Annotated in this window: 16 protein-coding genes; 8 read left to right on the forward strand and 8 right to left on the reverse strand. The window is 72.6% G+C overall.

Translation table 11 applies throughout. The features are described from left to right. Positions 1-11: 11 nt before the first annotated feature. Together ACIBHY_RS05640 and ACIBHY_RS05645 are read right to left on the reverse strand one after the other, a co-directional pair. Entirely contained in the window at positions 12-677 is a 666-nt protein-coding gene (locus tag ACIBHY_RS05640; protein ID WP_397256231.1) for a response regulator, read from the reverse strand. Continuing rightward, positions 674-2,122, reverse strand: coding sequence for an ATP-binding protein (locus tag ACIBHY_RS05645; RefSeq protein ID WP_397306046.1), 1,449 nt, complete (start codon positions 2,120-2,122; stop codon positions 674-676). The genes ACIBHY_RS05640 and ACIBHY_RS05645 overlap by 4 nt, the downstream gene beginning before the upstream one ends. A 100-nt stretch (positions 2,123-2,222) precedes the next feature. Between ACIBHY_RS05645 and ACIBHY_RS05650 the strand changes: the two genes are divergently transcribed. Next, complete coding sequence (locus ACIBHY_RS05650; protein ID WP_397306047.1) at positions 2,223-3,560, forward strand: cation:dicarboxylate symporter family transporter; 1,338 nt, start codon at positions 2,223-2,225, stop codon at positions 3,558-3,560. A 233-nt stretch (positions 3,561-3,793) separates the two neighbouring features. On the opposite strand, the gene ACIBHY_RS05655 is transcribed toward ACIBHY_RS05650, so the two are convergent. The 5 genes from ACIBHY_RS05655 to ACIBHY_RS05675 all read right to left on the reverse strand — a co-directional run bounded on the left by ACIBHY_RS05655 (position 3,794) and on the right by ACIBHY_RS05675 (position 9,196). Next, positions 3,794-4,615 carry an SAM-dependent methyltransferase gene (locus tag ACIBHY_RS05655; protein WP_397306048.1) on the reverse strand — a complete coding sequence of 274 codons (822 nt, stop codon included), beginning with the start codon at positions 4,613-4,615 and terminating at the stop codon, positions 3,794-3,796. 32 nt (positions 4,616-4,647) lie between these two features. After that, positions 4,648-6,036, reverse strand: a complete 1,389-nt coding sequence (locus ACIBHY_RS05660; protein ID WP_397306049.1) for a sensor histidine kinase — start codon at positions 6,034-6,036, stop codon at positions 4,648-4,650. 81 nt (positions 6,037-6,117) lie between these two features. Then, positions 6,118-7,146 carry a LacI family DNA-binding transcriptional regulator gene (locus ACIBHY_RS05665; protein WP_397256240.1) on the reverse strand — a complete coding sequence of 343 codons (1,029 nt, stop codon included), beginning with the start codon at positions 7,144-7,146 and terminating at the stop codon, positions 6,118-6,120. Next, positions 7,143-8,303 (reverse strand): MFS transporter, encoded by a 1,161-nt coding sequence (locus ACIBHY_RS05670; RefSeq protein WP_397306050.1) that lies wholly within the window; start codon positions 8,301-8,303, stop codon positions 7,143-7,145. The genes ACIBHY_RS05665 and ACIBHY_RS05670 overlap by 4 nt, the downstream gene beginning before the upstream one ends. Then, positions 8,300-9,196, reverse strand: a complete 897-nt coding sequence (locus tag ACIBHY_RS05675) for a hypothetical protein (RefSeq protein ID WP_397306051.1) — start codon at positions 9,194-9,196, stop codon at positions 8,300-8,302. The genes ACIBHY_RS05670 and ACIBHY_RS05675 overlap by 4 nt, the downstream gene beginning before the upstream one ends. Before the next feature lie 63 nt (positions 9,197-9,259). Here ACIBHY_RS05675 and ACIBHY_RS05680 point away from each other — a divergent pair, with 63 nt between their 5' ends. Genes ACIBHY_RS05680 through ACIBHY_RS05690 form a run of 3 tightly spaced genes read left to right on the forward strand, consistent with a single transcriptional unit; the run spans position 9,260 to position 12,832 of the window. Further along, a complete protein-coding gene (locus ACIBHY_RS05680) occupies positions 9,260-10,168 on the forward strand; it encodes an NAD(P)-dependent oxidoreductase (RefSeq protein WP_397256245.1) in 909 nt (302 codons plus the stop codon). Continuing rightward, a complete protein-coding gene (locus ACIBHY_RS05685; protein WP_397256247.1) occupies positions 10,161-11,399 on the forward strand; it encodes a M24 family metallopeptidase in 1,239 nt (412 codons plus the stop codon). The genes ACIBHY_RS05680 and ACIBHY_RS05685 overlap by 8 nt, the downstream gene beginning before the upstream one ends. Before the next feature lie 14 nt (positions 11,400-11,413). Continuing rightward, entirely contained in the window at positions 11,414-12,832 is a 1,419-nt protein-coding gene (locus ACIBHY_RS05690; protein WP_397306052.1) for an NAD-dependent succinate-semialdehyde dehydrogenase, read from the forward strand. Here the strand turns inward: ACIBHY_RS05690 and ACIBHY_RS05695 are convergent. Then, positions 12,822-13,313, reverse strand: a complete 492-nt coding sequence (locus ACIBHY_RS05695) for a VOC family protein (RefSeq protein ID WP_397256250.1) — start codon at positions 13,311-13,313, stop codon at positions 12,822-12,824. The genes ACIBHY_RS05690 and ACIBHY_RS05695 overlap by 11 nt on opposite strands. A gap of 45 nt (positions 13,314-13,358) precedes the next feature. Here ACIBHY_RS05695 and ACIBHY_RS05700 point away from each other — a divergent pair, with 45 nt between their 5' ends. The 4 genes from ACIBHY_RS05700 (at position 13,359) to ACIBHY_RS05715 (ending at position 18,501) form a co-directional block, all read left to right on the forward strand. Beyond that, entirely contained in the window at positions 13,359-15,536 is a 2,178-nt protein-coding gene (locus ACIBHY_RS05700) for a thiamine pyrophosphate-dependent enzyme (protein ID WP_397256252.1), read from the forward strand. Between the two features lie 6 nt (positions 15,537-15,542). Further along, complete coding sequence (locus ACIBHY_RS05705) at positions 15,543-16,850, forward strand: dihydrolipoamide acetyltransferase family protein (RefSeq protein ID WP_397306053.1); 1,308 nt, start codon at positions 15,543-15,545, stop codon at positions 16,848-16,850. 65 nt (positions 16,851-16,915) lie between these two features. After that, positions 16,916-17,428, forward strand: coding sequence for a flavin reductase family protein (locus tag ACIBHY_RS05710; RefSeq protein WP_397256256.1), 513 nt, complete (start codon positions 16,916-16,918; stop codon positions 17,426-17,428). A gap of 14 nt (positions 17,429-17,442) precedes the next feature. Continuing rightward, positions 17,443-18,501: an LLM class flavin-dependent oxidoreductase gene (locus ACIBHY_RS05715; RefSeq protein ID WP_397306054.1), complete on the forward strand. Its 1,059-nt coding sequence runs from the start codon at positions 17,443-17,445 to the stop codon at positions 18,499-18,501. Positions 18,502-18,511: the final 10 nt, after the last annotated feature.

Here is an 18,511-nt window from a genome sequence, read left to right on the forward strand (position 1 = left end):
TGAACCCCGAATTAACTGCGCGGGGTCATCCGGTAGAGAAGTTCTGGCCGTCCGACGCCCCCGTAGCGCGGGAGCCGTACCGCTGAGCCGATTTCTACTAGATATTCCAGATATCGGCGGGCGGTGACGCGCGACATCCCGGTCGCCGTGCCCAGGGCCTGCGCGGACATCCCCTCCTCGGCCGTGCTCAGCTCCGCGGCGACGGCGTCCAGGGTGTCCTGCTGCATGCCCTTGGGCAGGCGCGAGGTCCCGCGCAACGTGCCCAGGACCCGGTCCACGTCGCCCTGGCCGATGATCTGCCCGGCGTCCTGGCGAAATCTGGCGTACCTCTCGAGTTTCTCGTGGAGGGCGGTGAAGGTGAACGGTTTGAGAAGGTATTGCGAGATGCCCAGAGAAACGGCGGAGCGCACCATCGCCAGGTCGCGCGCGGAGGTGATGGCGATGACGTCGCACAGCAGGCCGCCGGCGCGCACGGCGCGGATGACCTCGAGTCCGTGCATGTCGGGCAGGTAGAGGTCGAGCAGGATCAGGTCCACCGGGCCGGCGCGCAGGAAGCGCAGCGCCTCGCCGCCGGAGCGGACCACCCCGGCCACCTCGAAGCCGGGGACGCGCTCCACGTAGATGCGGTTGGCCTCGGCCGTGATCTCCTCGTCCTCGACGACGAGCACGGAGATCACGGCAGCCTCACCGTGAAGGCCGAGCCGTCCACCTCGATGGTGCCGCCCAGGCGGCGTACCGCCTGGCCGACCAGCGCGAGGCCGAGCCCCCTGCCGTCGCCCTTGGTCGTCCATCCCTTCGCGAACGCCTCCGGCTCCGGCAGCCCCGGGCCGTCGTCGCTCACCCTGACCAGGATCCCGTCCGGTTCCGTGCGCACCGTCACCTCCACGCGCGAGGCCACCTCGATCGCGTTGTCCAGCAGGTTGCCGACGATCGTCACCAGGTCGCGCGCCGCCATCTCCACGTCGTCCAGCCGGCTGTCCTCGCTGATCACCAGCTCCACGCCGCGTTCGGCGGCCTGGGCGCTCTTGCCCAGCAGCAGCGCGGCCAGGACCGGCTCGCGCACCGAACCCACCACCCGGTCGGTGAGTTCCTGCGCCGAGCGCAGCTCCGCCGTCGCGAAGGCCACCGCCTGCTCGGCCCGCCCCAGCTCCACCAGCGTGATCACGGTGTGCAGGCGGTTGGCCGCCTCGTGCGCCGCCGAGCGCAGCGACTCGGCGAAGCCCCGCTCGGCGTCGAGCTGCCCGGCCAGCGCCTGCAGCTCCGTGTGGTCGCGCACGGTCACCACCGCGCCCAGCTCGCTGGGCGCGCTGCTCACCTGCAGGACCCGGTCCCCGATCAGGTGCACGCGGTCCTCGCCGAGCTCGGGCGCGGGCCGTCCCTCCGCGTCGGGCGGCAGTTCCAGCAGCGTGCGGGCCGCGTCGTTGCAGAGCGTCAGCGTCCCGTCCCTGCCGACGAGAAGCAGTCCTTCCCGTACGGCATGCAGCACCGCCTCGTGGTGGGCATGGATGCGCCCCAGTTCCACCGGCCCGAGCCCGTGGGTCTGGCGGCGCAGCCGGGCGGTGACCAGCCAGGTGCCCGCCCCGCCCGCGAGCAGCGCCAGCAGGGCCACCAGCCCCCAGACGAGCTGGTCGTAGAGCCGGGCGGTGATCCGGTCGATCGTGAAGCCCACGCTGACCAGCGCGACGACCCGTCCGTCGCGCGTCACCGGGGTGACGGCGCGCTTGGAGGGGCCGAGCGTGCCGGTGTAGGTCTCGGTGAAGGTGTTCCCGGCCAGCGCCGGGGCCGTGTGGCCGAGGAAGCGCTTGCCGATCTCCGCCGGTTTCGGGTGGGTGTATCGGGTGCCGTCCGGCCTCATGATGGTCACGAAGTCGACGCCGGTGCGCAGCCGTACCCGCTCGGCGTAGGGCTGCAGCGTCGCCGACGGATCGGCCGCGCCGAGGCCGGCCAGCACGTCCGGCGAGGTGGCGACGGTCTGCGCGACCGCGCTCGCCGTGTTCGCCGCCTCCTCCGTGAGCAGATGGTGGGCCTGCGCCACCGCCAGCACCGCCCCGCCCGCCACGGTGACGGCGACCACCACCAACTGCAGCAGGAGCATCTGACCTGCGAGGCTCCAGCGCCTCATCGATCCTCCCGATGTACGAAATGAACGCAATGGTGACCTGGGTCACTGTGCAGCGCATAGTCGCACAACCAGAAGTTTCCTCCAAAGCCGGAGACCCCCCATGCGTGATCGCACCCGCTATCTCTACCTGGCCGTCATCGTCGCGGTGGTGGCCGGAATCGCCATCGGACTCGTCTGGCCGGACGTCGGCAAGGAGCTCAAACCCCTGGGCACGGGCTTCGTGGCGCTGATCAAGATGATGATCAGCCCGATCATCTTCTGCACCATCGTGCTCGGCGTCGGCTCGGTCACCAAGGCGGCCAAGGTCGGCAAGGTCGGCGGTCTCGCGCTCGGCTACTTCATCGCCATGTCGACCGTCGCGCTCGTCATCGGCCTGGTCGTGGGCAACATGCTCGACCCCGGCGCCGGGCTGCAGCTGACCGACGCGGCCAAGGAGTCGGCGGCGGCGGAGGCGGCCAAGGGCGGCGAGGCCAGCACCACGGACTTCCTGCTCGGCATCATCCCGACCACGCTCGTGTCGGCGTTCACCGAGGGACAGGTGCTGCAGACGCTGCTCGTGGCGCTGCTGGCCGGCTTCGCCCTGCAGGCCATGGGCACCAAGGCGACGCCGGTACTCAACGGCATCGGGCACATCCAGCGGCTCGTGTTCCGGATCCTCGCCATGATCATGTGGGCCGCGCCGGTGGGCGCCTTCGGCGCGATCGCCGCGGTGGTGGGCTCGACCGGGGTCAAGGCGCTGCAGTCGCTGGCCGTCATCATGATCGGCTTCTACGCGACCTGCCTGCTGTTCGTCGGGCTGGTGCTCGGGCCGATGTTGTGGCTGGTCGCCCGGATCAACCTGTGGTCGCTGCTGCGCTACCTCGGGCGGGAGTTCCTGCTCATCCTGTCCACGTCGTCGTCGGAGTCGGCGCTGCCGCGGCTCATCGCCAAGATGGAGCACCTCGGCGTCAGCCGTCCGGTCGTGGGCATCACGGTGCCGACCGGCTACTCCTTCAACCTCGACGGCACCGCCATCTACCTGACCATGGCCACGCTCTTCATCGCCTCCGCCACCGGGGCGCCGCTGGGGGTGGGGGAGCAGATCTCCCTGCTGCTGTTCATGGTCATCGCCTCGAAGGGGGCGGCGGGCGTGACCGGGGCCGGGCTGGCCACGCTGGCGGGCGGGCTGCAGTCGCACCGGCCCGAGCTCGTGGACGGGGTCGGGCTCATCGTCGGCATCGACCGGTTCATGTCCGAGGCGCGGGCGCTGACGAACTTCGCGGGCAACGCGGTGGCGACGGTGCTGGTGGGGACGTGGACCAGGGAGTTCGACCGGGAGCGGGCCCTGGACGTGCTGGAGGGGCGGGCGCCGTTCGACGAGGCGACGTTGCTGGACGAGGACGAGCACACACCCGACAAGCCCGGCTCCCGCACCCCCGACATGCAACCCGTCAGCTAGCCCCTTCCCGCCAGACCACCTTCTCGGGTCACACCCCTCGGGGGTCACCGCTCTGAGGGGGTCACCGCCCTGGGGGTCACACCCCCAGGGCCACTCCTCTGCCCGAGGGCCGCCGCCCGGGGTCGCCGCCCTGGGGGTCACCTCTCCGCCCTGCTCCCGCCCGAGGAGGGCTGACCCTCCGGGGTTCCAGGAGACGGGATCCCGGGGGCCCTCGGGAGGCGTGGGCCGTACCGCTAGAGAGGGGTGGGTTTGCGGCCGATGCCGGCGTATCCCATGCGGGCCAGGTCCTCGTCCAGGAACATCGTGGCCTCGGGGTCGGCGAACGGCCAGACGGTGCCGAGGCCGGTGTCCAGCCCCGGCGGGATCAGCTCGAAGTCGCCGAAGAACGCCTCGATCTCCGTGCCGGGACGGGGGCAGAACGGGGCGCTGGCCTGCTGGTAGACCTCGACGATCTGCTGCGTGCGCTCGCTCTTCCAGTCGGTGCTCAGGTGGGTCAGCGCCAGGTAGCCGCCGGGCGCGAGCGCCTCCCGGTACGCCGCCACGAACCCGTGCGGGTCGTCGGAGTCGGGCACCAGGTGCAGGAAGAACATCATGAGCAGTGCCACCGGCCGCTCGAAGTCGATCAGCTTCCTGACCCCGGGGTCGTCCAGGACGTGCTCCGGCCGCCGGGCGTCGGCCTCCAGCATCAGCACCCGTTCCGGGTCGGCCAGCAGCGCCCGGCCGTGCGTGCAGACGACGGGGTCGTTGTCGACGTAGACGACCTTGGCCTCGGGCGCGTACCGGTGGGCCACCTCGTGCACGTTCTCCCGCGCGGGCAGCCCCGAGCCGAGGTCGATGAACTGCGTGATCCCCTGGTCCACGAGGTAGCGGACCACGCGGCCGATGAACAGGCGGTTCTGCAGCGCTCCCTCGCGGGCCTCGGGCAGGACGGCCAGCACCAGCTCGGCCAGTTCTCTGTCGGCCTGGAAGTTGTCCTTGCCGCCGAGGAAGTAGTCGTACATGCGGGCCGCGTTCGGGATCCGCGGGTCCACGCCCAGGGGAGCCTGCTCCGTCATCCCCACATGATCGCGGCAGGGCGATGCGATTTCTATGGATTCGCGTTATCTGTCCATTGTGTGGGTCCGATTTCCTGTTGGCCGGGGGCCAGCGGGAGGCGTACCACGAAGCGGGCGCCGCCGGGCGCCTCCTCGGCGCTGATGATGCCGCGGTGGGCCAGGGCCACGTCACGGGCTATCGCGAGGCCCAGGCCGGTGCCGCCGGCGTCGCGGCTGCGGGCGGCGTCCAGGCGGGTGAAGCGGTCGAAGATGCGCTCGCGGTCCTGCGTCGGGATCTCGGCCCCGTCGTTGGCGACCTCCAGGACCGCGTAGCCCTCCTCGGCCTCCACGGAGATGGTCACGTGGGTCTCGGCGTGGCGCTCGGCGTTGTCGAGGAGGTTGGTGAGCAGGCGAGACAGCTGCATGCGTACCCCCTCGACGATCACGCCGCCGGCCAGGGCGTCGCGCACGGGGATGGGGTCGTGGCGGCCCATGAGCTCCTCGCGCACCAGCTCCGACAGGTCGACCGCCTCCTTGGCCACGTCCACGCGCGAGCCGATGCGGGCCAGCAGGAGCAGGTCGGTGATGATGGCCTCCAGCCGGTCGGTGTCGCGCAGGGCGCCGGCGACGAGCTCGCTCACGTCGGTGTCCTCCGGGTAGAGCTGGGCGGACTCCAGCTGGGCGCGCAGGCCGGCGATGGGCGTGCGCAGTTCGTGGGAGGCGTCGGAGGCGAACTGGCGCTGCTGGTCGGCCGAGCGTTCGAGGCGGGCGAGCGTGCTGTTGATGGAGCGGGCCAGCTCGGCCACCTCGTCGTCGCCAGGGGGCTGGGCCACGCGGCGGCTGAGGTCGCTGGCGTTGACGGCGTCGAGTTCGGCGCGCATCACGGCGACGGGGCGCAGCGCGCGGCCGGTGACCAGCCAGGTGGCCCAGGACGCCAGCCCCACCAGGAGCGCCACCTGCGTGAACACCACGGCTTCCAGCACCCGCGTGGACAGCACGCCGGGAGTGGCGCGGCCGGCGTAGACGACGAGGGAGTCGGGGGAGGTGTCGATCCGGATGGCGCTCAGGTGGACGCACAGCTCGTCCTGGCACCTGACGGAGCTCATGATGCGGTTGTCGGGCGGCGGCCACAGCGTGGTGAGCGGCGGCATGTTCGCGGCGGCGGCGCTGCGCGCGATGACCCGCCCGCCCGGCTGGACGACCTGGATGAGGTTCACGGTGGCGTCGGTCAGCGGGATCGTGCCCCCGCGCAGGCCGCCGTCGCGCACCTGGGCGGACACCTGTGAGGCCGCCTCGCGGGTGGAGCGCCACAGGCCGTTCTCCACCACGGATCTGGCCACCGCGACGCCGCCGACCCCAGCCGGGATCAGCACGGACGCGGCCACTGCGGTGGCGATGAGCGTGACCCGTCCGCGCAGGGACCCCGCCCATATGCGTGACACGTCCCGAGGCTACTAAGTGTGATTTGTCGTGCACGCGGAAGAGACGAAAGGTTTGCGCGATCCATACGGTAAAAGACCGGTTCAGCGGGGTGCCGTAGAACCCCTGACGACCAGCGAGACCGGCAGCAGCAACGACCGGGCGGGCCGCTCGGGATCCTCGATGCCCTCGAGCAGCATGCGCGCCGCCTCCACCCCGACGTCGTGGTGCGGCACGTGCACGGTGGTCAGCGGCGGGCGCAGCTTGTCGAGGAACGGCATGTCGTTGAAGCCCACCACGCTGATGTCGCCGGGGCAGTCGATCCCGCGCTCGCCGAAGACGTCGTAGCAGCCCAGGGCGATCAGGTCGTTGCCCGCCACCACCGCCGTGACGTCCGTGCGCGCGTCCAGCAGCGAGCGCGCCGCGCTCGCCCCCGCCTCCTCGCCCCACTGCGCGCACTCCACGACGAGCCCCGGCTCGTCGGACAGTCCCAGATCCCGTACGGCATGCCGGAACGCCTTGGCCCTGGCCGTCCCCGTCGAGGTGGTCTGCGGCCCGGCGAGGTGGGCGATGCGCGTGTGCCCGAGCCCGGCCAGATGGGCGACGGCGGCGCTCACCCCGGCCGCGTCGTCGGCCGTCACGCACGGCACGTCGATGCCCTCGACCCGCCGGTTGACCAGCACGAGCGGCACACCGGCCGCGTGCAGCTCGGACAGCAGCGGGTGCTCCAGCCGCGCGGTCGCCACGATCAATCCCTCGACCTGCCGCGAGCGCAGCGACTCGATGAGCTTGCGCTCGCGCTGCGGGTCGTTGTCGGTGTTGACGATCCACCCGCTGTAGCCGCCGGCCTCCAGCGCGCTCTCGATGCCGCGCACGATCGGCGGGAACAGCGGGTTGGTGATGTCGGGGATGACCAGGCCGACCGTGCGCGAGCGGGAGGTGCGCAGGCTGAGCGCGATCGGGTTGGGCTGGTAGCCGAGGTCCTTGGCGGCCTTGCGCACCCGGCGCACGGTGTCGGCGCCGACCTGGTTCTGCGTCCGGGGGTTCAGCGCCCGCGAGACGGTGGTGGTGTGGACGCCCACGGCCTCGGCGATGTCGCGCAGAGTCGGAGCGGATGGCCGGTTGGCTTTCATCGGCCGGGCTCTCCTTCTGGTCGGATCCATCGTTTGCGTCCCAGGGCCCCGAAGAGGCCGAGCGGAGCGGCCAGCGCCGCTGCCCAGCCGAAGATCTGAGCATACCGGTGCTGCTCGGCCAGACCGGCGACCACGACGGCGGCCACCGCGCTGCCGAGGAAAAGGGACCCGGCGAACGCCGACACCACCGTCGCCCTGGCCGCGGGCAGCACCTCGGTGGCCCAGGTCTGCAGCGAGGAGTGCATGGCGGCCCACGCCGCGCCGAGCAGCGTCGCTCCGGCGAGCGCGGCGGCGGGCGACCTGGACAACGCCACCAGCGCGCAGGCGGCCACCGCGGCGGCGGCGCCGTACGCGATGAGCCGCCAGGCGTGCACGCGGCGCGAGAGAAAGCCGACGAGCTGCGAGAACGCCAGGACGGCGATGCCGTAGGCGGCGGTGACGGCGCCCGCGACGGCCGCGTTCACGCCCGCCGCCTCGACCGCGGCGGGCAGCAGCGTCAGCACGCCGATGAGCACGCCGCCCTCGACGAACGCGAGCGCGAGCACGAGCAGCGCGGGCCGCGAGCGCGAGACGGCGGCCAGCGGGGAGAGAAGGCCGAGGTGGGCGCGCGAGCGCGGGGGAGCGGGCAGGCGGCCGAGCGCCCACGCCAGGGCCAGCGCGGCCAGGCCGGTCGCGGCGAAGGCGACCCGCCAGGTGGCGTACTGGACCAGCGCGCCCGCGGCCGTCGAGGCCACCGCGGTGCCCACGGCCACGCCCGCCATCAGGTTCGTGATCTCCCGCTGGCGGCGCTGGGCCGGGACGGTGTCGCCCAGGTAGACCAGGCTGCCGGGGATCGCCGCGGCGAAGCAGGCCCCGGCCAGGCCGCGCGTCAGGGCCAGCGCGAGCGCCGAGTCGGTGAACGCCGAGGCGATCGTGCTCACCGCGCCCAGCGCGAGCGCCACCCGCATGGTCCTGACCAGTCCCGTCCGGTCGGAGACCATCCCCCAGACCGGCTGCATGATCCCGTACGCCAGGACATAGGCGCCGATCGCGTGCACGACCTGCGACAACGGCAGCCCGAGCTGGGCGGCCATCGAGACCATCATGGGCGGCATGGCGAAGCGGTCGAGCGTGCTGACGAACGGGACGGCCAGGAGCAGTCGGGGGGCGGGGGTCATACCTCGATCAGACCACGAGCGGGGTCGAGGGCGCCCTCCAGCCCCTCGTCGGGGAGATGGCGCAGCCGCAGGCCGAGTACGGTGCGCAGCGCGCCCTGGTCGACGGCGCCGCCGGGGATCAGCCCTTCGAGCGGGTCCTTGAGGCGCCGGAGGTAGCGGCGGGCCGGCGGATCGGTCAGGCCGAGCGCCGCCCCGGCCTCTTCGAGCACGAGCGCGTCCGCCGTCCCGGCCAGGATGCGGTCGCAGGCCTCGCGCAGCGCTCCGGCCAGCGCCCGCGCCGCCACGAGGTCCGGGCCCTTGGCGGCGAGCACGGTTCCCAGGTACGGCCCGCAGACCTCGGCCAGCCCGGCCAGCCGTACCATGCCCCGGTCCTCGGCGATCAGCTCGTTGCCCGCGTTGAGCATCGTGACCTCGCACCGCCCGGCCAGCAGCGCCTCCAGGCGGCGGGGAGTGGAGCCCATGGCCTCGACCCGGTACTCGCGCAGGCCCACGTGCTCCATCAGCGTGTAGAGCCCGAAGGCGAACCCCGAGCCGGGCACGTCGACTCCGGCGGTCACCGGCCTGGACGGCGTGGGCAGGTGGAGGGCCGGATGGGCGTACAGGCCGAGGCCGAGGCCGCGGTCGACCGCCGAGACGATGCGCACGTCGGCCGTCTCGCCGAGCGGGTTGCCGGCCGTGAAGCGGTAGGCGAGCACGTTGTCCGGGCTGGTCAGCACCGCGTCCACCCGGCCGTCCAGCAGCGCGCGGAACTGCGCGGGCGAGGAGGCGACCGGCTCCTCGGCCACCGTCAGCCCGTACGCGTCCAGCAGCCCGAGGCGGCGGCACACCCGCAACGGCACCGAGGGGCTGAAGGCGCCTAATGTCAGCGAAGTCGATTGCTTTGCTCTTGACATGTTGGGGAATATACTCCCATGCTGCTGGCAACGCAATCGATTGCGTAACGACGAGGAGGCACGATGAGAGTCGGCTGGATCGGCACCGGCCGCATGGGATACGCCATGGCCGCACGCCTGGCCGGGCCCGGTACGGACCTGGCCGTCTGGAACCGCACCCGCGCCAAGGCCGAGCCGCTCACGGAGCTCGGCGCCACGCTGGCCTCCTCGATCGCTCAGCTGCGCGATCGCGAGGTGGTGTTCACCATGCTGTCCACCTCGGAGGATCTCGCCGAGGTGCTGGGCGAGCTGCTCGGCGGCGAGCGGGCGCCCGGCCTGGTCGTGGACTGCTCGACCGTCTCCGCGCAGGCCTCAGCGCAGGCCAGGCTGGCCTGCTCCGAGCGCGGCGCGGCCTTCCTGGCGGCGCCGGTGAGCGGCAACGCGAAGGTGGCCGCCGCGGGCGGGCTGAGCCTGGTGGTCTCCGGGCCGCGCGAGGACTACGACCGGGCGGAGCCGCTGCTGGTCCGTCTGGGCAGGGCGGTCACCTATGCCGGAGAGGGCGAGAGCGCCCGGCTGGTGAAGATCGCGCACAACCTCATGCTCGGCGTGGTCACCCAGTGCCTGGCGGAGATCACCGTGCTGGCCGAGAAGGGCGGCGTGTCCCGCCACGCCTTCCTGGAGTTCCTCAACAACAGCGTCATGGGCTCGGTGTTCACCCGCTACAAGTCACCGGCCTTCGTCAACCTCGACTACACCCCCACCTTCACCCCCGTCCTGCTGCGCAAGGACTTCGACCTGGGCCTGGCCTGCGCCCGCGAGCTCGGCGTGCCCATGCCGCTGGCCGCGCTGACCGCCCAGCTCGTCCAGGCCGGCGTCAGCACCGGCCGGGTGGAGGAGGACTTCGCGATCCTGCTCGACCTGCAGGCCGCCGCCTCGGGCCTGGAGCTGAAGCCGGAGAACGTGCCCGTCGACGACGGGCTGGGCCGTGCCTGAGGACGCGCGGCCGCTGCCCGCGCCCGGACACATGGCGGTCGACTTCGAGCAGCGCGTCGACTTCGGCCGCTTACGCGCCTACCGGCTGGAACGGGCCCGCGCGGCCCTGGAGGCCGGCGAGTGCGGCGCGTTCCTGCTGTTCGACTTCTACAACATCCGCTACGTCACGCAGACCTGGATCGGCGGCGCGCTCGGGGACAAGATGACCCGATACGCGCTGCTGACCAGGGACAAGCCGCCGATGCTCTGGGACTTCGGCTCGGCCGCCCGCCACCACCGCCTGTTCAGCCCGTGGCTGGACCCGGCCGACTGCCACGCCGGCATGCTGGGCCTGCGCGGCGCGATCGCGCCGAGCGCCGGCCTGATGAGGGAGGCGGTCACCCAGCTCAAGGACCTGCTGGACGACCCGTCCGCCCCGGTCGGCGTGGACCTCGTGGAGCCGCCGTTCCTGTTCGAGATGGAGCGTCAGGGGCTTCGGGTACGTGACGCCCAGCAGCACATGCTGAACGCCCGCGAGATCAAGTCCGCCGACGAGATCACGCTGCTCAACCAGGCCGCCGCCATGGTGGACGGCGTCTACCACGACGTGGTCCAGGCGCTCAGGCCCGGCATACGCGAGAACGACATCGTCGCCCTGGTCGCCAAGCGCCTCTACGAGATGGGCTCCGACCAGGTCGAAGCGGTCAACGCGGTCAGCGGCGAACGCTGCAACCCGCACCCGCACAACTTCTCCGACCGCCTCATCCGCCCCGGCGACCAGGCCTTCTTCGACATCATCCACTCCTTCAACGGCTACCGGACCTGCTACTACCGCACCTTCGGCGTCGGCAGCGCCACCGCCGCCCAGCGCGCGGCCTACGCCAGGGCCCGCGAATGGATGGACGCCGCCATCGCCGCGGTCAAGCCCGGAGCGGGCACCGACCAGATCGCCGCGCTCTGGCCCAGGGCGCAGGAGTTCGGCTTCGAGAACGAGATGGCCGCCTTCGGCCTGCAGTTCGGCCACGGCCTGGGCCTGGGCCTGCACGAGCGGCCGATCATCTCGCGGCTCAACAGCATGCGCGAGCCGGTCGAACTGCGTCCCGGCATGGTCTTCGCGCTGGAGACGTACTGCCCGGCGAGCGACGGGTTCTCCGCCGCCCGCATCGAGGAGGAGGTCGTCGTCACCGAGGACGGCGCCCGCCTGCTCACGCTCTTTCCCGCGCAGGACCTCGTCATCGCCAACCCGTACTGAACCGGGAGGTTCCCATGCTTCACATCGGGGGTCGATCAACGCCCGCCGCCGACGGCGGCCGGTTCGATGTCACCGATCCCGCCACGGGCGAGGTGATCGCGTCGGTGGCCGACGCCACGCCGGCCGACGCGCTCACCGCCGTCTCCGCCGCCGCCGACGCGGCCGAGTCCTGGTCGGCCACGACGCCGCGCTACCGCTCCGAGGTCCTGCGCCAGGCGTTCGAGCTCATGAGCGAGCAGGCCGATGACCTGGCCACGCTGATCTCCCGTGAGAACGGCAAGGCCCTGCCCGACGCCCTCGCCGAGGTGGCCTACGCCGCCGAGTTCTTCCGCTGGTACGCCGAGGAGGCCGTGCGCGCCGGCGGCTCGGTGCTGACCGCGCCGTCGGGAGGCAACCGCATCCTGGTGCTGCGCCGCCCGGTCGGCGTCTGCGTCCTGGTCACCCCGTGGAACTTCCCCGCCGCCATGGCCACCCGCAAGATCGGCCCGGCGCTCGCGGCCGGCTGCACGGTCGTGCTCAAGCCCGCCAGCGACACGCCGCTCACCGCGCTGGCCCTGGCCAGGCTGCTTGAGGAGGCCGGCGTGCCGCCGGGAGTCGTCAACGTGCTGCCCGCCCGCCGCTCCGGCGAGGTCGTCGCGACCATGCTGCGCGACCCGCGCGTCCGCAAGCTCTCCTTCACCGGCTCCACCGAGGTCGGCCGCCTGCTGCTGCGCGAGGCGGGCGGCCAGGTGATCAACAGCTCGATGGAGCTCGGGGGCAACGCCCCCTTCCTCGTCTTCGCCGACGCCGACCTGGACGCCGCGGTCGAGGGCGCGATGATCGCCAAGATGCGCAACGCCGGCGAGGCGTGCACGGCCGCCAACCGCTTCTACGTCGAGGAGCCGGTCGCCGAGGAGTTCGCCCGCCGCCTGGCCGCCCGGATGTCGGCGCTGCGCCTCGGCCCCGGCACGGACCCCGGCTCCGAGGTCGGCCCGCTGGTCAACCAGGAAGCCGTGGACAAGGTGGACGGCCTGGTCCGGCAGGCGCTGGAAGGCGGCGCGAAGGCCCTCGCGGGCGGCGGTCGCCCGGACCGTCCCGGCTTCTTCTACGAGCCGACCGTGCTGACCGGCGTACGCCCGGACGCGCCGATCCTGCGCGAGGAGATCTTCGGCCCGGTCGCGCCGATCGTGGCCTTCTCCGGCGAGGAGGAGGCGCTGCGGCTGGCCAACGACACCGAGTACGGGCTGGTCGCCTACGTCTACACCGGCGACCTGGCCCGCGGGCTGCGGATCGGCGAGCGGATCGAGGCCGGGATGATCGGCCTCAACCGGGGGCTGGTCAGCGACCCGGCCGCGCCGTTCGGGGGGATGAAGCAGAGCGGCGTCGGCCGGGAGGGCGGCCACGAGGGACTGCTGGACTACCTGGAGACCCAGTATGTGGCGGTCAGCTGGTGACGCCCCGGTCGAACGCCTTGCCGTCCGGGTAGGAGACGAGCTCGAACTGCATGCCCCACGGCGACAGGAAGTAGATCCAGCGCTGGCCCTCGCTGGGACCCCTGCTGGCGGTCGGGCCGCTGTGCACGGTCAGGCCGCGGTCCTTGAGGTAGGCGACGGCGGCGTCGAGGTCGTCGACGTACAGGGCGATGTGGTGGCCGCCGATGTCGCTGTTGCGGGGCTGGGTCTTGCTCTGGTCGGGGGCCTCGTACTGGAAGACCTCGAAGACGGCCTGGCCGCCGCAGCGGAAGAAGTGCAGCTCCCGCATGACCGCGCGGGGGTGCACGTTCAGGTGCTCGGCCATCCAGTCGTCGGCGTGCTCGTAGGGGCCGAGCTTGTACATGAACTCGCAGCCGAGCACGTCCACCAGGAACGCCCTGGCCTCGTCGATGTCGGGCACGGTGAAGCCGATGTGGTCGAGCCTTGCCAGTCCGGGGAGCATCGTGACCCTTTCCGTCGCGGGGCGCAATCGATTGCGGAGACTAACATGAGCGAACACCACAGGCTAGAACCCGTCGTCCCCTGGGTCGAGGTCGTCGCCACGGAGGCCGACTGGGACGCCGCGGACCCGTCCCTGCTGACCGCCATGTACGGCCAGCTCGTCCTCATCCGCGCCTTCGAGGAGCAGGTGCTGGAACTGGCCAAGGCCGGCCTCGTCCACGGCCCCGCCCACGCCAGCATCGGGCAGGAGGGCGGGGCGGTCGGCTCGGTCCTCGCCCTGGCCCCCGGCGACACGGTGAACGGCTCCCACCGGGGACACCACCAGTTCCTGGCCAAGGCGCTGTGCCACGTGGAGCCCCAGGGCCTCGACCCGCGCGTGGACCTCTCGCCGCGGGCGCGCGCCGTCCTGCTGCGCGGCCTCGCGGAGATCTGCGGGCTGGAACGCGGCTTCAGCCACGGCAGGGGCGGCTCCATGCACCTGCAGTGGACCGAAGCCGGAGCCATCGGCACCAACGCGATCGTCGGCGGCGGGGTGCCGCTGGCCGCCGGCTCGGCGTGGGCGCACCGGCAGGCGGGCACCGACGCCGTCGCCGTCACCTACTTCGGCGACGGCGCGATCAACATCGGCTCGACGCTGGAGACGTTCAACCTGGCCGCCGCGTGGAAGCTGCCGCTGTGCTTCTTCGTCGAGAACAACCGCTACGCCGTCTCGACCGGCGTGGAGGAGGCCACCGGCGAGCCGCGGCTGTCGGCGCGCGGGCCCGGCTTCGGCATCGCCAGCTTCAAGGTCGACGGGATGGACCCGCTGGCCGTTCACCAGACCATGCGCGAGGCCCTGACCCTGCTGCGATCCGGCCGCGGACCGGTTCTCATCGAGGCCGACGTCTACCGCTACTTCCACCAGAACGGCCCCTTCCCCGGCAGCGCGTTCGGCTACCGCACCAAGGAGGAGGAACGGCGGTGGCGCGCCCGCGACCCGCTCGACCAGGTGGCGCGGCACCTGGAGCGCCGCGGCCTGTTCACCCCCGCGGAGCTGGAGAAGGCCCGTGCCGCGGCCACCGCGCTCATGGCCGGGATCGCGGACACGCTGCTGGAGCCGGACCCGGGCGCCGGCCGTCCTGGAGCAGCCGGGCAGGTGGTGCGGCGGATCAAGCCCGCCGAGTGGCCGCGGCCGTCGTTCGCCGACGTGGGCGTCAGGGGCGACCTGAGCGAGTTCGGCGACGCCCGGTTCACCTTCGAGGGCACGCTGGCCGAGCAGAAGTTCATCGACGCGGTGGCCGCCGTCATGGCCCGGCGCATGGAGACCGGCCCCGGCGTGGTGGTGCTCGGCGAGGACGTGCACCGCCTCGGCGGCGGCACCAACGGCGCCACCCGAGGGCTCAAGGAACGGTTCCCCGACCGCGTGCTCGGCACGCCCATCAGCGAGAACGCCTTCTCCGGCCTCGCCGGCGGCATCGCGCTGGACGGCCGCTTCCGCCCCGTGGTCGAGTTCATGTACGCCGACTTCATGTGGGTCGCCGCCGACCAGCTCTTCAACCAGATCGGCAAGGCCAGGCACATGTTCGGCGGCGAAGGCCCGGTGCCGCTCGTCTTGCGCAGCAAGGTCGCCATGGGCACCGGGTACGGCTCGCAGCACTCCATGGATCCGGCCGGGATCTTCGCCACCGCCCCCGGCTGGCGCATCGCCGCCCCCTCCACCCCCTACGACTACGTCGGCCTGATGAACAGCGCCCTGCGCTGCCAGGACCCCGTCCTCGTGCTGGAACACGTGGACCTCTACGGCACCGTGGGCGACGGGCCCGTGGGCGACCTCGACTACTGCCTGCCCGTCGGCAGCGCCGCCGTCCGCCGTACCGGCGCCGCCGTCACCGTGCTCACCTACCTCGCGATGACCCCCCTGGTGCTGGAGGTGGCCGGCGAGGCGGACGCGGAGGTGATCGACCTGCGCTGGCTGGACCGCGCCAGCCTCGACTGGGACACCGTCGGGGCCAGCGTCCGCAAGACCGGCGCGGTGCTGATCGCCGAACAGGGGGCGCTCGGCACCTCCTACGGCGGCTGGCTGGCCGACGAGATCCAGCGGCGCTACTTCGACTGGCTCGACCAGCCCGTGCGGCGGGTGACCGGAGGAGAAGCCTCGCCCAGCATCAGCAAGGTGCTCGAACGCGCCGCCATCGCCGGGGCCGCCGAGGTGTCCGCGGCGCTGGCCGAGATGACGAGGAGCTGACAAGCCATGGCCAGAGTCCTGCGCATGCCCGAGGTGGCGGCGGGCGCGATCCAGGCGATCCTGCGGGGGTGGGCGGTCGCGGCCGGCGCCCCGTTCGGGAAGGGGGAGGTGATCGCCACCGTCGAGACGGACAAGGCGGTGGTGGAGGTGGAGGCCGAGGAGGCGGGGGTCCTGCTGCGCACGCTGGTGGAGGAGGGGGCCACGGTGGAGGTGGGGGCGCCGATCGCGGTGCTGGGCACCCCCGGCGAGCCTCCCGGCACGCCCGTCCCGGACGTCGCGGACGCTCCCAACGTCACGCCCGCCGCGGAGGCCCCGCCCGCGCCGGTCGGCGCCCTTCCGGCAGACGGGTCGGCCGCGGGTGGGCCGCCGCCCGGGGGTCCGCCCGGCTCCGGTCAGGCGGGCCGTACCGGAGAGCGGGTCTTCACCAGCCCGCTGGCCCGGCGCCTGGCCAAGGAGGCGGGGTTGCGGGTGGAGGACATCCCCGGCTCGGGGCCCAACGGCCGCGTCGTCCGCAGGGACGTCGAGGCGGCCGTGGCCGCCTCGGCGAAGGCCCCGCGAACGCCCGCCCCCACCAACACGCCCGCCGACATCGAGACGCGCGCCCCCACCAACACGCCCGCCCGCACCGAGACCCCCGCCTACACCGAGATCCCGCACACGCCGATGCGCCGGGCCATCGCCGCCCGCCTCACCGAGAGCAAACGCACCGCCCCGCACTTCTACCTGCGCGGCACCGCCGGAGCCGACGCCCTGCTGGCGACGCGCGCCCAGCTCAACCAGGGGGGCGGCCCGCGCGTCTCGGTCAACGACCTGATCGTCAAGGCCGCCGCCCACGCCCACGTCCAGGTCCCGGCGATGAACGTCACCTGGACCGACACCGCCGTCCGCGCCCACGCCCAGGTCGACATCGCCGTGGCCGTCGCCACCCCGGGCGGCCTGCTCACGCCCGTCCTGCGCGCCGTCGAGCGCGCGCCCGTCTCCCTCGTGGCCACCACCCTGCGCGAGTACGGCGAGCGCGCCCGCACCGGCCGCCTGCGCCAGGACGAGCTGGAGGGCGGCACGCTCACGGTCACCAACCTCGGCATGCACGGCACGGAGGAGTTCGCCGCGATCGTCAACCCGCCACAGGCCGCGATCCTGGCCGTCGGCGCGGCCAGGCAGGCGCCGGTGGTCCAGGACGGCGCGGTCGTGGCGGCCACGGTCCTGACGGTGACGCTGTCGGTTGACCACCGGCCGGTGGACGGCGTGGTGGCCGCCGAGTGGCTGCGCGTCTTCCTGTCGCTGCTGGAAAATCCGCTCGCGATCCTGGCCTGACCAGCGGTTGTTGCATGTTCCACATCCGCTGGCCCGCCTCGCGGCAGGTCACGCAGGATGGCCGCATGAGCCTCACCGACGACGCCGCGGCGGTGCCCGCGCAGCTGTTCAAGACCCTGGCGGGCTCGCTGCCGACCGGGGTCACGGTGGTGACGAGCCTGGCAGGACCCGGGCGCCCGGCGGGCCTGACGTCGGGGGCGGTGTGCGCGCTGTCGGCCGACCCGCCGCTGATGCTCGTGTGCATCGGCCGCGGCTCGCGCACGCTGACGGCGATCGAAGGTTCCGGCGCCTTCTGCGTGAACGTCCTCGACGCCGGCGCGGCCTCGCTGTCGGAGCGCTTCGCCGGCGGCGGGGACGGCAAGTTCGACGGCGTCGCCTGGCGGCCGGGGCGCCACGGCGTCCCGGTGCTGACCCAGGGCACCGTCGCCCACGCGATCTGCGAGGTGCTGGAGACCGTCGGCGGCGGAGACCACCTCATCGTCATCGGCCTCGTCGTCGAGGGCGCCCGCGAGCGGGAGGCCGCCCCACTGCTCTACCACCGCCGCCGCTACGCCGGATTCCCGGCCCAGCGGCCATGAAGGAGGAACCCCGGATGCGCTTCTCCATCTACCTGAACGCCCAGACCCGCGGCCCGCACGAGGACGTCGGCATCATCGAGACCCTCACCCGCCAGGCGCTCGAGGCCACCCGGGCCGGCGTCCAGGGCATCGTCCTCACCGAGCACCATTTCTCCGGCTACAACACCTATGGCGACAACTTCATGTACGCCGCCCACCTGGCCGCGATGGCGCCCCGCGGCACCCGGTTCTCCCTGGCCGTGGCGGTGCCCCCGCTGCACAACCCCATGCGGCTGGCCCAGCGCTGCAACCTGCTGGACATCCTCACCGGCGGCGAGCTGATCGTGGGGTTCGCCGCCGGCGGCTCCCCGCTGGAGTACGCCGGCATGGGCCGCGACCCCTCCCAGCGCCACGCCCAGATGACGCGCAACCTGGAGATCCTCGAAGCCGCCCTGGCCAAACGACCCGGCGATCCGCCCCTGGAGTGGGAGACCGCCTTCGAGCGCGGCATCCTGCACACCCGCATCATGCCCGCCGCCCACCACCGCGCCGCCCCCGCCTTCGCCCGCGCCACCCAGAGCGATTCCGGCGCCGAATGGACCGGCCGCAAGGGCTGGTACCTGTTCACCGCCCGGGAGAAACCGCAGCCGCTGAACGCCCGCTGGCGCGTCTACGAGCAGGCGCTGCGCGACGGCGGCCTCGGCGAGGAAGCCGTGCAGGACAGGCTCGACTGGAGCATGGTCCAGAAGCAGGTCTACGTGGCCGACACCGACGAGCAGGCCGAACGGGAGATCCGCGAGCGCCTCGTGCTCATGGCCGAGCACCAGCGGCGCAGCTTCGGCATGGTCAAGGACGTGCGCGACGCCGCCCACCTCAAGAGCGTCGTCGGCGTCTCGCCGCAAAACCCCGACGAGTTCCTCGACCAGGCCATGCTCATCGGCCACCCCGGGTCGGTGTCCGAGCAGATCAGGGAGTACGAGGCGGCCGGAGTCCGGCACATGGCGCTGCTGTTCAACTACGGGTTCATGCCGCCCGAGGTCTCCGACCGGTCGCTGCGCCTGTTCCTCGACCAGGTACTTCCCGCCTTCAGCTGAACGGAGCACG

The sequence above is a fragment of the Nonomuraea sp. NPDC050547 genome, from assembly GCF_044457345.1.
Taxonomy (GTDB): Bacteria; Actinomycetota; Actinomycetes; order Streptosporangiales; family Streptosporangiaceae; genus Nonomuraea.

Excerpts from the sequence above, each read along its gene's own strand:
- ACIBHY_RS05645 (WP_397306046.1), bottom strand. The coding sequence starts at position 2,122 with ATGAGGCGCTGGAGCCTCGCAGGTCAGATGCTCCTGCTGCAGTTGGTG.
- ACIBHY_RS05715 (WP_397306054.1), top strand. The coding sequence starts at position 17,443 with ATGCGCTTCTCCATCTACCTGAACGCCCAGACCCGCGGCCCGCACGAG.
- ACIBHY_RS05680 (WP_397256245.1), top strand. The coding sequence starts at position 9,260 with ATGAGAGTCGGCTGGATCGGCACCGGCCGCATGGGATACGCCATGGCC.
- ACIBHY_RS05690 (WP_397306052.1), top strand. The coding sequence starts at position 11,414 with ATGCTTCACATCGGGGGTCGATCAACGCCCGCCGCCGACGGCGGCCGG.
- ACIBHY_RS05700 (WP_397256252.1), top strand. The coding sequence starts at position 13,359 with ATGAGCGAACACCACAGGCTAGAACCCGTCGTCCCCTGGGTCGAGGTC.
- ACIBHY_RS05650 (WP_397306047.1), top strand. The coding sequence starts at position 2,223 with ATGCGTGATCGCACCCGCTATCTCTACCTGGCCGTCATCGTCGCGGTG.
- ACIBHY_RS05675 (WP_397306051.1), bottom strand. The coding sequence starts at position 9,196 with ATGTCAAGAGCAAAGCAATCGACTTCGCTGACATTAGGCGCCTTCAGC.
- ACIBHY_RS05710 (WP_397256256.1), top strand. The coding sequence starts at position 16,916 with ATGAGCCTCACCGACGACGCCGCGGCGGTGCCCGCGCAGCTGTTCAAG.
- ACIBHY_RS05670 (WP_397306050.1), bottom strand. The coding sequence starts at position 8,303 with ATGACCCCCGCCCCCCGACTGCTCCTGGCCGTCCCGTTCGTCAGCACG.
- ACIBHY_RS05695 (WP_397256250.1), bottom strand. The coding sequence starts at position 13,313 with ATGCTCCCCGGACTGGCAAGGCTCGACCACATCGGCTTCACCGTGCCC.
- ACIBHY_RS05665 (WP_397256240.1), bottom strand. The coding sequence starts at position 7,146 with ATGAAAGCCAACCGGCCATCCGCTCCGACTCTGCGCGACATCGCCGAG.
- ACIBHY_RS05655 (WP_397306048.1), bottom strand. The coding sequence starts at position 4,615 with ATGACGGAGCAGGCTCCCCTGGGCGTGGACCCGCGGATCCCGAACGCG.
- ACIBHY_RS05705 (WP_397306053.1), top strand. The coding sequence starts at position 15,543 with ATGGCCAGAGTCCTGCGCATGCCCGAGGTGGCGGCGGGCGCGATCCAG.